13 protein-coding genes are annotated in these 16,239 nt (G+C 40.9%); 7 read left to right on the top strand and 6 right to left on the bottom strand.

What is annotated here, in order from left to right:
* The first annotated feature begins 135 nt into the window (after nucleotides 1-135).
* Complete coding sequence (locus tag V7L31_RS18905) at nucleotides 136-1,197, top strand: L-histidine N(alpha)-methyltransferase (RefSeq protein ID WP_334697656.1); 1,062 nt, start codon at nucleotides 136-138, stop codon at nucleotides 1,195-1,197.
* A gap of 607 nt (nucleotides 1,198-1,804) precedes the next feature.
* On the opposite strand, the gene V7L31_RS18910 is transcribed toward V7L31_RS18905, so the two are convergent.
* Nucleotides 1,805-2,014, bottom strand: a complete 210-nt coding sequence (locus V7L31_RS18910; protein WP_442944450.1) for a type II toxin-antitoxin system HicB family antitoxin — start codon at nucleotides 2,012-2,014, stop codon at nucleotides 1,805-1,807.
* Nucleotides 2,001-2,267 (bottom strand): type II toxin-antitoxin system HicA family toxin, encoded by a 267-nt coding sequence (locus V7L31_RS18915; RefSeq protein WP_334697657.1) that lies wholly within the window; start codon nucleotides 2,265-2,267, stop codon nucleotides 2,001-2,003. The genes V7L31_RS18910 and V7L31_RS18915 overlap by 14 nt, the downstream gene beginning before the upstream one ends.
* Before the next feature lie 506 nt (nucleotides 2,268-2,773).
* Between V7L31_RS18915 and V7L31_RS18920 the strand changes: the two genes are divergently transcribed.
* The 4 genes from V7L31_RS18920 (at nucleotide 2,774) to V7L31_RS18935 (ending at nucleotide 6,171) form a co-directional block, all read left to right on the top strand.
* Nucleotides 2,774-3,544 (top strand): pentapeptide repeat-containing protein, encoded by a 771-nt coding sequence (locus V7L31_RS18920; protein WP_334697658.1) that lies wholly within the window; start codon nucleotides 2,774-2,776, stop codon nucleotides 3,542-3,544.
* 36 nt (nucleotides 3,545-3,580) lie between these two features.
* Nucleotides 3,581-4,225: a TenA family protein gene (locus V7L31_RS18925; protein ID WP_334697659.1), complete on the top strand. Its 645-nt coding sequence runs from the start codon at nucleotides 3,581-3,583 to the stop codon at nucleotides 4,223-4,225.
* 245 nt (nucleotides 4,226-4,470) lie between these two features.
* The gene (locus tag V7L31_RS18930) at nucleotides 4,471-5,238 is read left to right on the top strand and encodes a cobalt-precorrin-6A reductase (protein WP_334697660.1); all 768 of its coding nucleotides are present in this window, start codon (nucleotides 4,471-4,473) and stop codon (nucleotides 5,236-5,238) included.
* Between the two features lie 72 nt (nucleotides 5,239-5,310).
* Nucleotides 5,311-6,171 carry an alpha/beta fold hydrolase gene (locus V7L31_RS18935; RefSeq protein ID WP_334697661.1) on the top strand — a complete coding sequence of 287 codons (861 nt, stop codon included), beginning with the start codon at nucleotides 5,311-5,313 and terminating at the stop codon, nucleotides 6,169-6,171.
* Nucleotides 6,172-6,256: 85 nt separating this feature from the next.
* Here V7L31_RS18935 and V7L31_RS18940 read toward each other — a convergent pair whose 3' ends face one another.
* Nucleotides 6,257-7,630, bottom strand: coding sequence for a calcium-binding protein (locus tag V7L31_RS18940; RefSeq protein ID WP_334697662.1), 1,374 nt, complete (start codon nucleotides 7,628-7,630; stop codon nucleotides 6,257-6,259).
* Nucleotides 7,631-8,191: 561 nt separating this feature from the next.
* On the opposite strand from V7L31_RS18940, the gene topA reads away from it, so the two are divergent.
* On the top strand, nucleotides 8,192-10,384 hold the full coding sequence (gene topA / locus V7L31_RS18945) for a type I DNA topoisomerase (protein ID WP_334697663.1): 2,193 nt from the start codon (nucleotides 8,192-8,194) through the stop codon (nucleotides 10,382-10,384).
* 234 nt (nucleotides 10,385-10,618) lie between these two features.
* Here topA and V7L31_RS18955 read toward each other — a convergent pair whose 3' ends face one another.
* From V7L31_RS18955 to ftsH, 3 genes are all read right to left on the bottom strand, one after another.
* Complete coding sequence (locus tag V7L31_RS18955) at nucleotides 10,619-11,707, bottom strand: alpha/beta hydrolase (RefSeq protein WP_334697664.1); 1,089 nt, start codon at nucleotides 11,705-11,707, stop codon at nucleotides 10,619-10,621.
* Between the two features lie 430 nt (nucleotides 11,708-12,137).
* On the bottom strand, nucleotides 12,138-13,052 hold the full coding sequence (locus tag V7L31_RS18960; RefSeq protein ID WP_334697665.1) for a DUF928 domain-containing protein: 915 nt from the start codon (nucleotides 13,050-13,052) through the stop codon (nucleotides 12,138-12,140).
* A 308-nt stretch (nucleotides 13,053-13,360) separates the two neighbouring features.
* Nucleotides 13,361-15,271: an ATP-dependent zinc metalloprotease FtsH gene (gene ftsH, locus V7L31_RS18965; RefSeq protein WP_334697666.1), complete on the bottom strand. Its 1,911-nt coding sequence runs from the start codon at nucleotides 15,269-15,271 to the stop codon at nucleotides 13,361-13,363.
* A gap of 404 nt (nucleotides 15,272-15,675) precedes the next feature.
* Here ftsH and V7L31_RS18970 point away from each other — a divergent pair, with 404 nt between their 5' ends.
* Nucleotides 15,676-16,221, top strand: coding sequence for an NADPH-dependent FMN reductase (locus tag V7L31_RS18970; protein WP_334697667.1), 546 nt, complete (start codon nucleotides 15,676-15,678; stop codon nucleotides 16,219-16,221).
* The last annotated feature ends 18 nt before the right edge of the window (nucleotides 16,222-16,239 follow it).

The following is a 16,239-nucleotide window of genomic DNA, read 5'->3' on the forward strand; positions in this document are numbered from 1 at the left end:
CGAATTCACGTTAGATTAACCTTCTATTTTTGGTGGAAATTCTGAGTTTTGAGACAGTGGTATGGGAGAATACCTGTCTGGCAAGCATTGCGACTCATCCATTTCCAGATCGAAGAAAACCAAAGAACAAAAATAATGGCTCAAAATTTTCATAGCAATTCCCAACTTCCCTTAGATATTTCAACTACTATCAATCGCACAGCCAAGCCAAGTTCTGAATTCTACTCTCTTTTTTCTGAAGAAGAAGTTTTAGGAATCATTGAGGCATTAGAAGTTAGACGAGAAATACCTCTAAAGTATTCTTATAAAGGTAGAGGTGCAAAAATTTGGGACGATTTTTATCTAAAATATGTTATTCCTAAGTGGTATGGAAGAGCAAATGTAGAAATTGATCTTTTAAAGAGTAATTTTAAATATCTGAATAGCAATATTAAAACTGGCGAGAGAGTCAACATTGTAGATGTTGGTGCTGGAAATTCATATCCTGTTAAAAATTTTATCCACAGACTCAATAAATTAGGAAAAATTAATAAATATATTGCCTTAGATATTAGTTATGAATTGCTTCAGGTATCCAGAAATAATTTTAGAAAATGGTTTCCATTAGTCAATTTTATTAGTTCCACAATTGACATAGAAAATACTTCTGTACCTAAAACTTTGTTTCAAAATCAAACTAGTCTTGAAGTTGACGACACAGCAAAAATATTTTTACACTTAGGAGTTACCATTGGAAATCATCAAAATCGAGATAAGGTATTCAAAAATTTTAGAGATAGTATGGGAAAAAATGATTTTCTAGTGTTCACCAACGAAATTGGTTCTAACTCTACATGGGACGGAATATTTAGAGGCGGCTGTAAGTATCATGTAGAAGAAATATATGAATGGGTTAAAAATAAGATTGGGATTAAATCTGAAGATTGTGAACTAGTGAGAAAGTACGATCTAAAAACAGATAGTATAGTTGCTAATCTCAAACTACGTCATAATTACACTATAAATTTTAGTCTGATAGGGATAGATAAAAAAGTTGAAATCTCTAAAGGTGAAGAGATTACTATCTGGCGACACCACAAGTATGAAATCCCTAAACTTTTGCAGGAAATAGAACGTTCTGGACTACAACTTATTCACTACAGTACTGACAAATACAAATCACATATCATGGTGATTTGTAAGATTGCCAGTGACTAAGCTTTCCAATTAGACTATAGCTTGGTCTTTCTGTGGCTTGTTAAAAAATTGATTTCTACAACGATAACCTACACCGTTGATATTTTTTGACGCTAAGGGACTGACAAATTAAAAAATATCCAATTAACTCTTGTGGGGTGGGCGTCTCACCATAGGTGTCAAGTTAAGCTGGAAATAGCTTAACTGTTGGCTTCCATGCCCGCCCGGAAATAAATTTTCGGGCTAATAGCTTAAGTCTACTGAAGTAGACTGGAGATATTTAGTCATCTTCAGATGACTTTAGCTATGAGACGGGAATTTCAATTCCTGGCGGACAAGCGGTTTCACGTTAAGTTGACACTAATGGCGTCTCGCCCGCCCACCCAGTTTATATGGCGGGCAAGATGCCCACCCCACAATTTTGGATGATTTATAACTTAGATCCGATTATGCCAGCCGATAGAATTTTCTAAGTCTTTTAGCGAAAATTTTTCTGATTATTATCTAGGATATGTCAAATATTGGCATTGCATAAATGCGGGGTGAATGCGAAATTATCCCTAATTCAGTAACACTCAAATATTTATCATGAGCCTAAAAAATCAGCTTGACTTAGCCTGTGTATCAATCAAATATACATCAAACGCGGTCTAGGTTCAGGAATCGGACGCCCTAAATCTTTAGCTGTTTCTATCCATTCCTGCACAACCAATTCTATATTATGCAGGGCTTCTTGATAAGAATTGCCGTCAGCAGCACAGCCTGATAATTCTGGGACTTCAGCAATAAAGGCTTGATCTAATTCACTCCAATAGAGAATAATTTCATACCGAAACATTATTTTTAGTTCCTAGCTTATACTTAATAATCACTGCCCGAACTTGTTTAATTTGATAGCTTTTGGCTTTTCCTTTTTTGTGTTGCAGGTTCAATATTTCCTCAACATCGGCTTTGATAAAAATACGATGATCGCCACGAATCCGTTCCTCAAAGCCTAATGTATATAAAAGTTGCCACAGTTGGGCAAAAGGGATGTCTGTATCAGAAGTCCCAGAGAGAATTTTTTCTAAGAGTTTGTCTTGCTGACTCACGTTTTTCTGACTGTCTTAATGTTTCTATAGTCTCATATTTATTTAAAATCAGGGTATACAAAAGCAAATCTATCATTTCACTCCTGAGTTAGACCATCCCTTATGACAATGGCTAGTCTAGTTATCAGGGCAAATTGTATGCTTGGATACTGCTCTAATAATTTACTTGATTTCAAAAAATACTAATTATTTGGATGTTACAGATGCTTTCTTGAGTTTAGTTTTGTAACATCATTTTTACCTATTGTGTAGTGTATAATTTCGTTGACGAATGACGCTAATTTTCCATCCTTACCGGGGTTATGAGTCTTAATATTGGCTCAATTAATAGCTTGACTACTTTTCTACAATCCTTTAGCGTAGCGTTCCCTAGTAAAGGTATCACCAATTTATCAGTAATATAGACAACTACAGAGGGCAAATTGTTGAGATTGCTCATATCATAATGCTGAGGTATAAATCCGTCTCAGTCAATCTTAGTATGGAGTAAGAAATATTACACGATTATGAAAAACCAAATTATCGGGGCAGCAGCATTTTTAACCACTATTAGTTTGACAGTAACGGTACAAGCAGCAAACACCGAACATATTAGACAGTTATTAGCAACCAAACAATGTCAAAACTGCGATTTGACGAATGCAGGTTTAGTTCTGGCTGACTTATCTGGAGCAAATCTGAGTGGTGCTAATCTTACAGGTGCTAACCTCAGCCGTGCAAATTTGAGTGGCGCAGATTTACGGGGTGCAAACTTGAGTGGTGCTAGTTTATTTGGTGTTAACCTGAGCGAGGCTAAATTTAGTGGGGCAAATTTGACTGGTGCTGATTTGAGAAATACTTATTTAGCGAATGCAGAACTAAATGGTGCTTACCTGAATGGCGCTAACTTTCAGGGTGCAGTTGGGATACCATTACAAGTAGCTTCATCAGAAGAATTTTATGCTTGGGGTATAGCAGAAGGGCAAAAAGGCAACCAACAGCAAGCAATCACTTATTTTAATCAAGCGATCGCTATTAAACCAGAATATGCGGGTGCTTATTTAGCTCGTGGTGTCGCTCGCTACCAAATCCTAGATAGACAAGGTGCATTTCAAGATGCCCAAGTTGCTGAAAAATTGTTTACATCCCAAAACAACAGCCCTGGTACGCTAACAGCCCAAGCTTTTATTAAAGAACTCCAAACACCAGTAAATGACAAGGTAAGTACTGGTAGTCCCAGTTTCATGGACTTTTTTGGAAGTCTCGGCTCAGTCTTGCTTCAGTTCTTACCTTTTTGAGTGGGATAATAACAGATGACAAATGACAAGTAACAGATGACTTTATCTAAGGAATTATGGGCAGCAAATCAAGACTTAGCCCAAGCTTGCCTAGAGCATCCTTTCGTTCAAGGCATTGGTGATGGGACTCTTGAGCAGGTGAAATTTGCTTACTACGTAGGGCAAGATGCTTTTTTCTTAGAAGCTTTTGCCCGTGCGTACAGTATCGCCGCCGCTAAAGCACCAGATTGGTTAGGTTTCACCACATTTCATAACTTAGCTAGTGGAGTTTTAGAAGAACTGCGCCTGCATAGTAGCTATGCCTCTGAGTGGGGAGTCAATTTGCATTCCGTGGAACCTGCGCCTGCTACCCGCCGCTATACGGACTTTTTATTAGCAACTGCTTGGGGTGGAGATGTGGGTTTAACTGCGGCGGCAATGGCTCCCTGTATGTGTTTGTATGCCTTTTTAGGAGAAAAATTGGCTAGTAATGGTATTCCGAATCATCAATATAGCGATTGGATTCGTACTTACAGCAGCGCAGACTTTCAACCACTAACACAACAATTAGAAAATTTAGTTGACAATTATGCCATTAACACTACTGCTGTGCATTCAACCTATCGTTATGCGATGTTTTGTGAGCGCGACTTTTTTCAGGCTGCGTGGATTTTGGAGCAGTCTGCCGAATTAAGTCGGTGAGAGAAAATGAAGAAGAATTCAGAAGTCAGTCAGAATTCAGGAGTCAGAATAAAGACGCTCCGCGAACGCAGACTCGCTAACACTTGCGCTATCCGGCAGTCATACAAAATTTATTCTGAATTCTGACTCCTGACTCCTGAATTCTGTTCGATAAATACAGCAGGGAACTAGGTTGAAACTCTATGTGATTTCACATTAGGTGTGAATTCTGAATTCTGACTACTTTTTATATTTTCATACTAATCATGCGTGTTTTGATTCTGGGTGGGACGGGAGATGCAGCAGAACTAGCTGCCAAAGTTGCGACTATCCAAGGGTTAGAAGTAATCACCTCTTTAGCTGGTCGCACCCGTGAACCGTCAGTACCCTTGGGCGATTTACGGGTTGGAGGCTTTGGTGGTGTGGCTGGATTGGCTAGCTATCTGCGAGTCATGCAAATCGACTTATTAATTGATGCAACTCATCCTTTTGCGACTCAAATTTCCTTCAATGCCGCCGATGCTGCAACAGAAGTCGGAGTACCCCGTCTGATGTTAATTCGTCCGCCTTGGGAAAAAGTAAGTGGCGATCGCTGGATTGAAGTTGATAGCGTTAAAGCCGCAGCCACAGCCCTGCAAAACCAGGCACAGCGAGTTTTTTTAACAGTTGGTAGACAAGAACTTGCTGCCTTTGCTCACCTAGAGAAAATTTGGTTTCTGATGCGGATGATTGACCCGCCTGGCGATGATGCTTTAGTACCGCTGGGGATGGTATTGTGCGATCGCGGGCCTTTTACCCTCAAGAATGAGAGACAAATTCTAATTCACAACAACATTGATACTATCGTTAGTAAAAATAGCGGTGGTGATGCCACAAAGCCCAAGATTATTGCCGCGCGAGAACTGGGCATAAAGGTTGTGATGGTAAATCGCCCAGCCATACCGCCAGGGGAGCAGGTTAGTAATGTTGATGCTGCTTTGGCATGGCTTTTGAGTAGCGCGCGCCAAAAATCTGATATAAGACAGTGCATTTGAGTAGCAAAGGACTTCCTACGCAAGTTGTTACTATTTTGAATTGAAGTCATCTGATTTAATACAATCCCGAAAATGCGAGCGAAAATACGAGATACAGAAATTTTCTTTGATGTGGAAGGTTCTGCATTAGTGGTGGATGGTGCAAGCATCTCCTCTAAACCTGTTGCCTTTCTAATTCATGGGGGGCCTGGTGCAGATCATACTTCCTTCAAACCAACCTTCTCGGCTTTAAGCCGAAAACTACAACTAGTCTATTTTGACCATCGCGGTCAAGGAAGGTCTGCCCGTGGCCCTAAAGAAACCTATACTTTAGACAATAATGTTGAAGATATGGAAGCTTTGCGCCAACACCTTGGTTTGGACAAAATTGTTGTGATTGGCGGCTCTTATGGTGGTATGGTGGCTTTGACTTATGCAGTCCGCTATCCTCAGAATGTCTCTCATCTGATTGTGATTGCCACAGCAGCCCATAGTGGCTTTTTAAAACGGGCTAAGGAAATCCTTGCATCAAAGGGAACTGAAGAACAAAAAGCAAGCGCTCAAAGGCTTTGGGATGGAAACTTTGAAAATGAGGAACAGCTAAGACAGTATTTTCAAGTGTTGGGGCCAATGTATTCGCTAAGATATGAGCCTACCACGTCAGGCATTGCTTGGCAGCGGAATATTCTCTCAATTGATGCGATTAATGTTGCTTTTGGCGGTTTTCTCCGCAACTACAATATTCTTGACCAGTTATACAAAATTACCGCACCAACTTTAGTGATTGCAGGTCGGTATGACTGGATTTGCGCCCCAGAATTTTCGGAAGAAATTGCACAGGCAATTCCTAACGCCGATTTGAGAATTTTTGAGAATAGCAGTCATTTGATCCGCGCAGATGAACCAGAAGCACTTTTAGATGCGATCGCAGGTTTCTTAGTTTACAAACGTTAGATCAAGAATCCAAGCAAACGCAAAATGCTACCAAAAAAAATCCTCTCCCATCTGGAAGAGGATTTTTTATATTTGCTGTAAATCCCTAACTATGAATCCCAAGTACACTCTGCTGTTGAGCAGCACCAATAAAGGCAATTTGCTCAATATTCAAGACATGTAGGGTAAATTGATCGCGCCTGATGGTGTAATTGTTGGAACTGCCTGTAATAATGTAATTATTTCTGAAATTAGGCAGAATTAGCTTGTCCCATCCCGATCCACCATCGATGGTAGCATTGCCGTAACCAACATCAAATGTGTCGTTTCCACTGCCACCCTTAATCAAGACATTGGCAATAGCACCACCTTGGTTTGCAACGGAATTACCGCTAGCATCAATTCGACGAGCTTTGAAGTAATCGTTATCGTTTCCGCCATCAATCGTGCCGCCTTGAATGCCAACACTAGTGCCATAGCCAGTAAGGATATCGGCTCCTGACCCTTCATAAATAATGCCACTAGTATTAAGAATACCTATACCTTTACTAATGCCAGTACCAGTGATGGTATCGTTGCCGCCGCCTAAGTCGATAGTACTACTGTTAACAATGCCTATACCTACACCAGGGGCAACTGTCCCAGCTTCAGGATAAGAAGGGATCGAGTCCCCTGCACCACCTGTACCCTTGCCAGAAATCAAGTCATTTCCCAGCCCTGTACTAATGACACTATCACCACTGTTAGAGATGCCTACACCATTCCCCGCAGGGGAATTAATACCAACAGGATTTATAGCCCCATTAGCACCCGTGCCGATACCAGTAATAGAATCGCTTCCGATGCCTCCATTAATGACGCTGCCACCACTGTTGAGGATGCCTGTACTATCTCCTCCAGAGTAACGACCCCCACCAGTTCCCTTGATAGAATTGTTCCCTTCTCCTCCATCAATGCGGCCATGCTGAGTGTTAGAGATTCCTATACTACTACCAGTTCCAAAGATTGAGTCGTTCCCTTTTCCTCCATCAATACGGCTATATTGAGTATTATTAATACCGATGGTGATGCCTGCTCCCAAACCGCCGCCTCCCGTTCCGGTTCCTTTGATCAAATCATTTCCGTCTCCTCCATAAATGTAGCCACCCTGAGTGTTAGAGATACCTGTACCAGGTAAATAACTTCTATACCCGTAACCACCAGTGCCTACGCCAGAGATAGTATCGTCTCCTAGTCCTGCATTGATGATGCCACTGTTAGCAATGCCAGTACCAGTGCTTGCATCAAAGCCGTCGCCGCCACCAATACCAGTGCCAGAGATAGTGTCATTACCTGCTTGAGTATTAATGACTCCCCTTGTTCTAACCTCAATTCCAATTGCTGGAATTGTTGGCAATAGTGTATTATCCTCTTTGCCAACTACTAGATCGGAATTCACAGTGCCTATGGATGAGGGTGAAGAAACAATTAGTCTGGGCATAATATAATTTTCCTGAATTGAGTGTGATGTTTTTAACTGTTCGGTTTACTTAACTAAATGATGCATGCGGTTAAGTAATGAACATTACAGGAAAAATTTACCATTCTCCCTGTATGTGCAATAACACCTTTAGAACAGGTATTTATTTACTTCATTGAAATGAAGTATTTTTATGCAAATCTCCCGATCTTTTTTATTAGAGACTTCCAAATAAAAAAATATTCAATTAACTCTTGTGGGGTGGGCATCTTGCCCGCCCAGTTTATAGGGCGGGCAAGATGCCCACCCCACAATATTGGATAATTTATTTCTTGGAGTTCCCTTAATGCAGTTCTAGCAGGGTATAAAAATGGCTTGACCAAATAAAAAGAGTAAAATTTTTAACTAAACCTGACGATCGCAGAATGTTTAAGAAATGCAAATAAAATAGAAAATACTTTGATTTATTCTTGCTGACTTCTTTTAGTATAAAAATAATTGTATCGAGAGTAAAACAGCATGGGCTGTGTTCTCACTTCAATCCCACACTTGAATGCGTGTATACCTCCTGCCTCCTGAATTATGATCAAACGCCTGCTTGTGGTAGAGTCTCCCGGAAAAGTCAAAAAACTCAGTCAAATTCTGGGTGCAGATTGGAAAGTTCTCGCTAGTTGTGGTCACATCCGAGAACTCAGCAATGAAGGGGACGATTCCTTGGGCTTTGTCATGGATGGCAGTAATGTCCGGTGTAATTACGTTCCGCGTGACCAACGAGCGAAAGAAACAATCCAGAAGCTTAAGTCTGCGGTGAGGCAAGTTGATGAAGTTGTCTTAGCAACTGACCCAGACCGAGAAGGTGAGACAATCGCTTGGCATCTCAAAGAAACCCTTGGTCTAAGGGAACCGAAACGAGTAATTTATACTGAGATTACAGCATCGGCGGTACAGAGTGCGATCGCAAACCCCAGAAAGCTAGACCAAAACTTAATCGGTGCAGGGCTGTGCCGAGATTGCCTAGATAAGCTGGTAGGTTATAAAGGTAGCCCTTTAGTTTGGGCATTGAATAACGGCGCTAAGAGTGTTGGCAGAGTCCAAAGCGCCACGTTACATCTAATTTGTCAGCGAGAGAACGAAATTCTAGCTTTTGTCCCCCAAGATTACTGGAGTGTCTGGGTAGATTATGCGGAAGGATTTCGGGCTTTTTACAAAGGGACGGTCGATTCTGCAAAAGACGCAGCAGAGCAAGAAACTGAAACTAATGATGATGCAAAGGTAGGTAATAGTCCAGAAACACCAGAGTCTAAGCGCGTTCTTTCCGAAGCAGAGGCAACACGTTTAGTTGAAGAAGCACAGCAGCATCCTCATCAGGTAATTCACTTTGAAGGAAAAATCGTTAACCGCCAGCCGCCTCCACCATTTACAACCTCCAGCCTTCAGCAAGCAGCCGGTTCAAAGCTGAGGTTTGCTCCCGACAAAACCATGATTGTGGCCCAAAAGCTCTATGAGGCAGGGCTAATTACATATATGCGAACAGATTCAGTGATGCTGAGTCCAGAATTTTGTGCTAGCGCCCGTAAATGGTTAGAGCAAAACGACCCGCAGAATGTACCGCAGCAAGTCGCCAAGCATCGCAGTAGCAAATCGGCTCAAGAAGCACATGAAGCCATTCGTCCAACGGACGTATTTCGTCCCTCAGTTCAGTTGCGTTTAGAACTCCCTGATGATGAGTTTAATCTGTATGTGATGATCTGGAAACGGTCAATTGCTTCTCAGTGTCGTGCAGCCCAGTTGCGTAAAACTTTGGTGATTACTCAGTCTGGTTCTTTACTGTGGTCAGCCAGAGGGCAAGTGATTGAATTTTACGGTTATGCTCGATACTGGAACAATCTCAGCAAGGATAGTGTTTTACCTTCATTACAACAGGGACAGGCATTGAAACTGGAGAATGCTGGACATGAAAAGAAGCAGACTCAACCACCACCCCGTTATAGTGAACCAAAATTAGTGCAACTGATGGAACGTAAAGGAATTGGTCGCCCAAGTACTTATGCTCCTACCGTTGCTACCTTAAAAAAACGAAATTATGTCGAGTTGAAAAAAGACCATCTGCAACCGACAGCGTTAGGGTTAGAAGTTGATGCGTTTTTACTTAAAGCACTGCCTGATTTACTAGAGGCAGAATTCACAGCAAAAATGGAAGATGCCCTTGATGCAATTTCCGAAGGAAAGAATTCTTGGCAGCATTATTTAACTAGTTGGAATCAAAATTACTTCATACCAGCACTTTCCAAAGCTAAAACTATAGTTCCAAGTTCCTCAATAGGTAAAGCTAATGTAATCAGCGATCGCAAATATGAAACTTCCAAAACGCGATGCCCTGAATGCAAAAATTTTCTCGCCAAAATTCCGAGTACTAAGGTCAAAAAGAAATATTTCCTCAAATGTACAAAAGGCTGTGAAAACGTCGTGCTATTTTGGAGCGACTTTAACAAAACTTGGCAGCCACCACAAACTAAAGCTGCCCAGTCTGAAAATCAACAAAAGCCTGCTGTCAAGATTACGAAATATCCCTGCCCGGTATGCAAAAAGCCTCTAGAGGAGTACAGTTACATCAAAGAGGGACAGAGTAAGACAATGTTGCGATGTAGCGATTCGCGATCGCGTAAGGACACTAAACATAAAGATGTGGCTTATTTCAGTACTCAAAAAGGGTGGTGGAGTCCTAAATTTGGGGAGTTAGGAGTTAAGAGTTCTCATACTAAGCATGAGAATTAGTGATGTAATGTCCGATTAATTAAGTGTTGCTAACACAAATTCATCAACCTGCTTCACCGCAGACTTGAGCTTTTGGATTATTAATTTCACTCATTGGTCACGTGGAACTTAATTACAAACTTACATTACTGCCGTCCATGACGAAGCCCAAAGAATCGTCCCCTTCGTTGCTTATTTCTCGGATATGGCGACAACTAGCAAGAACTTTGCAACCCAAACCCAGAATTTAACTAGTCATTCTATAATTTTTTGCAGCACAGTTTTATCAAAGAAGTAAGCATCATGAGATTCCCCAGTTATCTGTTTAATTAAGGATACTTTAAGAGAAATGGATGTAGCTTTAAATTTATTATTTTCCATTGCAGGTGATATAGGTACTTTAGTGCATAGCCAATCTTGATCTGAATAAAAGTCATGCCACTTTTCTACAGATTCACTGTTCAAGCATTTAACAACTTCTTCAGATATCCAGTCTGAAATAGAAGCTAGTGTTTTTAAGGGACTACCTAAAGTGATAAAGTTTATTTTTTTCAAGCTTGAATGTTTATAGTCTGCTAATAAATCAGTAGCTAAAACTGTCCCTAAGCTATGAGCTAAAACTGTAATTTTTTTATACTTAGTTTCATTTAATGTATCATTTAGCGCTGAAGCTAATCTATGTCTAAGCTTATCCCTTAAACCTCCTAACTCTTTTTGTGTTTCATCTTCAGCATAACGAACCATAAAATCAAGCAAATTAATTAGTGAGTTTGCAGGTATTGGCAATATACTAAGTAAAGCGCTAGTAATTAGCCAGATCGGCCAGCTACCAAAAGTTTTACCTAAGTTACCTAATGTATCAGCTATATCTTTTGGCACATTAAATCCAAGTGCATTGGGATCATTTCCAATAGCAGTAAGTGCTATAGTTAAGGTGCTATATTCCCAAGCTATTATTAAAAATAAAATAATCAGTATTTGCAGAAAAAATATTTTAGACACTTTTCCAATTTTAAATAAAGCAAAAAACCAATAAAAAAATAAATAAATTCCTCTAAAAACTTTCTCCCTTATGCTTTTGTCATTTAGATCGTCAATTAAATCTTTCCAATATATTTCATAAATATCTACTGTTTTCTTCATCCCATCGGTGTCTTCACAAGAAAATCTTCTTCCGGTTTGACCGGAAATTTTAACCTCTTCTGCCTCTAAATAAATTCGTTGGTTCTCTAATCTGTTTGTTAGACCAATTGCTAAATAATGATTGATATAGTAATCCTTTTCCTTAGAAGTAAATGCAGGGATAAAGATGATTACTTCTTGAGTTTCCTTATCAGTTTGCATATTATTTGTCTAAAAATTCCATGAATTTTGATTTTTAGCTAGACTTAACAACCTTATAATACCCTACATTTCAACTGTGCTGTATTAGAGGATGTTTGAAAAGTTTTGGGCGAATATAATGAGACTGTTGGCGAATTCATGTAAACCGCAATTCCTGGGGTGAAACGCTACGACATCTCAAGCTTTTGAGGATAGCGATCGCAATTCGCCAACAGAGTCATATAATTCGCTACTACACTGGCATTGTCCGCCTCCGTGGACTAACGCAAAATCAAGTTCTTCAACCCACGGAGGTGGGTTTTGTTTGTGTAGCCGCGATTTCTAATCACCAGGGCCGGTATTAAATTAGACTTTTGAAACAGCCTCTTAGGCATGAAAGGGTAAAAACCCGGCTCCTCTATCAAAAGTAGGTTTTTAAATAATTGTTAACTTATTTCTGGGCAGTACAACAGGGCAATAAAGGCTTGTTTACAACTTCTTTAATCTCTACTGAATTCAATAAATCTTCCCAATATTTCTCAACTTCAGGATCGTTAGGGCGCTGGCGGCGTAAATTAGCTAAAGTTCTCAGAGCATCTTCCCAAAATCCGGCTGTAGCAAATAAAACTGCACGATCTAAGTCTGTAGTTGGTTGATTTAGCTGAAGAGATAGGTTTTCATCTTGCGATCGCACAATTGTACCTTCTACATAAGAATCTTTATCGCGGTTATTGGTATCACAAATCATCGAAAAAGTCCAATTGTACTCTTTATCAATTTGTAGAGATGACTGATCGGCGGGTATATTTACACTAACAATACCATTCTGCCCAACAGGTTTGAAAGTTCCCTTATATAATGGGTCAATGCTATCACCATCCCGCAAAACAAATTCTAGGGCTTGCACTGTTGTAGAGGTTTGAGGAAGGTAGAAAAAAAATGTGGGATGTTCTGCTGTGGTTCGTTGAGCTTCCTTATCTGTTGGTGTCAGGGGAATAAGATGTTGTCCAGCTTGAAAGCAACTTCCCCGTGTTCCTGCTGACCTGACCCTACCAGGTCTACCTGGAACAAAGGCAATACGATTTTTACCCCGTTGGATGTAACTTGTAACATTTCTAATTGCAGAAGTAGCATACTTGTCTCCAGGACGTAGGCGTTCTGCTTGCTGAAAATTCAATAAAGCTTTTCTATAGTTTCTCCGTTTAGTTTCATTATAACCAAGCAGCATATATTGGGTGTAAGCTGCTTTAGCTTGTGCTAGTTGGTAAACTGATTCTGTTGCTAAAACTTGAGTAGTACTTACAGGCTCGAAAGAGAGAAATGCTAAAGTAGCAAGCAGATAGCTTGCCCAAAATCTATGTTTCATAATATCTATGTCTATTTGTAGTACATCGTTTGGGTATATATAATACAATAGCCTAAGCTTGACAGTGACAAGACTTGAGGTGTGCTACTTTCTGGGAAGGCTGAGGTAGTCATGTAATTTTTTTACAACAAAAAAATTCCCAACTTCTGAAAAAAGTTGGGAATCTTAATCTTTGGATTTTCAGTAGTCTAAAGTTTATAGACTATTGACTTTTCCCTATTCCTTAATAGACATTTGATGAAAAAATTAAAGATGCGTTATCCGAAACCCTTGTAGAGACGTAGCACTGCTACATCTCTACATTATTTCTAATGAGGTACAGCCAATTGTTCATCGGCTACCTGAACATGATCGGCAACAATTTTACGGAATAAATCGCCTTCAATTGTTTCTTGTTCAGCTAGCAAATCGACTAAACGCTCCAAAACTACGCGGTTTTCTTCCAACAGTTCTTTGGCCTTGATGTAAGAATTGCTGACAATTTCGCGTACTTGTGAATCAATTTTGGCGGCAATTTCCTCAGAATAGTCTGATTTATTCATCCAGTCGCGCCCTAAAAATACCTCTCCACTCTGATTTTCTAGTGACAATGGGCCTAATTCTGACATCCCGAAGCGTGTCACCATCTGCCGCGCCATCCCTGTCACGTGTTGTAAGTCATTGCTAGCACCTGTGGTCACTTCTGGTTTCCCAAAAACGATTTCCTCGGCGGCGCGACCACCCAAAGTAGCAGTAATCCTGGATTTAAGTTGAGAACGGGAAATTAACCCCTGTTCTTCGTTGGGAGTAAACCAAGTTAATCCCAGTGCTTGTCCCCGTGGAATTAATGTCACTTTCTGCACAGGATCGTGGTCTTTAAGCAATGTGCCCACTAAAGCGTGTCCAACTTCATGATAGGCAATCAAGCGCTTGCTCTTGCTGTCTACTAAGGCAGTACCTTCCATACCTGCAACAACTCGGTCTACAGCCGCATCAATTTCTAAAATGGTGACAGCTTCTTTGCGTCTTCTCGCGGTGAGAATGGCGGCTTCGTTGAGTAAGTTGGCTAAGTCTGCGCCAGTAAAACCAGGAGTGCGGCGAGCGATCGCTTCTAATGATACGCTAGGATCGATTTTCTTGTTCCGAGCATGGACTTTCAAAATTTCTAGTCGCCCTTTGAGATCGGGTGGATCTACCATCACTTGTCTGTCAAAGCGTCCTGGTCTGAGTAACGCTGTATCTAAAACATCTGGGCGGTTTGTGGCAGCAATAATAATGATGCCTGTATTCCCTTCAAAACCATCCATTTCGGTGAGCAGTTGATTGAGGGTTTGTTCGCGCTCATCGTTACCGCCACCGATACCAGCACCCCGTTGTCTACCGACTGCATCAATTTCATCGATAAATATTAGGCAAGGGGCATTCTCTTTGGCTTTTTTGAAGAGGTCGCGCACACGAGACGCACCTACACCAACGAACATTTCTACAAATTCCGAACCGGAAATACTGAAGAATGGTACACCTGCTTCGCCGGCGATCGCTTTTGCTAGTAAAGTTTTACCAGTACCAGGAGGGCCAATTAACAGCACTCCTTTGGGAATCCGTGCGCCTACAGCGGTAAATCTTTCTGGCTGTTTCAGAAAAGTAACAACTTCTTCGAGTTCTTCTTTCGCTTCTTCAACGCCGGCGACATCTTCAAATTTAACTCCAGTTTTTGCCTCCATTTGGAAGCGGGCTTTGGATTTGCCGAAATTCATCGCTTGGCTAGAAGCATTCGTAGAGCGCCGGAGGAACAATAGCATTAAAGCCACCAGTGGCAAAATCCACATGAGATTAATCAACAGTCCAACAGCAGCTCGACTGTTAGCAGAAGAAACCTCACCAAAATCAACATTCCTCTCTTTGAGAATGTTAATTAACTCTGTATTTTGCGCCAAAAGTCTCACCTGTTGCGGTGGTGCATCATCCTTTTGCCCCTTGAGATAAACCCTTGCTAGCTGTTCGGTTTCGTCAAGCTCTACTTTTTGGATTTCTCCCGCCTTTGCTTTTTTGATCAAGTCGCCATAATTTAGAGAGGTGGTTTCTGCTTTTTGTGCCATGACAGGAGTACCAACAAAAATTCCTGGCAACATAATCAAACTAGCAGCGATGCCTACGGCGGGTTTTGCCAACGCACTAACCCAAGCGCTGCGGTTTAAGGACTGCTTTTTTATCAATGCTTTTTTTCCCAAGTTTGTCATAATAATTACCCTTTGTCTGCTGGCACAAGTTGAGCTATGGTTTATGCCTATTCTTCTATTAAAAATTGTAATAACTGGAAATTACACTTTTCTTATCTAGTCTAACTTCCACATAAAACCATTCCCAATTTTCTGCCGACTATTCCATGAAGTTAAGCAACCTGGATCGTTATCTAGATTTATGCAGTTTTAAGAGTAGGCATTGCAAAGAGGTAGAGGGGCAGGGTGCGGGGGGAAAATAAATATCTTCTTCCTGTGCTTCCTGCTCCCTTGCTTCTCCCCCAGTCCCCAGTAGATACTAATTTGACACATTCTGACACAAATCGCTAAGATAGCATAGTCATAACGATTCCGTTTTTAAGAAATCTGGTACTAGTAGCTAATTAATAGTTTGTGGGTTAATTATGGTCAGAATTATTGGCATTGGTGGTAGTTTAAGATCCAACTCTTATACCCAGCTTGCTTTACAAGTAGCAGTGCAAAGGGTAGAAGCCCTCGGTGCAGAGGTAGAAATTCTCGATTTACGGCAGTTGCAGCTACCATTTTGCACTGGGGCAAAAGAGTATTCAGAGTACCCAGATGTTAAGCGGTTGCAGGATACTGTCAGTCAGGCTGATGGATTAATTTTAGCGACACCTGAGTATCATGGTAGCGTTAGTGGTGTCCTGAAAAATGCTCTGGATTTGATGAGCTTTGAGCAATTATCTGATAAAGTGACAGGACTAATTAGCGTCTTGGGTGGTCAGCCTAATAGCAACGCCTTAAATGACCTACGGCTAATTGTTCGGTGGGTACATGGTTGGGTGATTCCCGAACAAATTGCGATCGGACAGGCTTATGGTGCTTTTACTCCTGAAGGTAAGTTATTGGATGAGAAACTTTCCCAAAGATTCGATCAATTTGCTCAGAGTTTAGTTGATAACACTCGCAAACTGCGGGGCGTAAATTAATTGTCGAGTGGGCAAGTA

The sequence above is a fragment of the Nostoc sp. genome (genome assembly GCF_036916655.1).
Taxonomy (GTDB): domain Bacteria; phylum Cyanobacteriota; class Cyanobacteriia; order Cyanobacteriales; family Nostocaceae; genus Nostoc.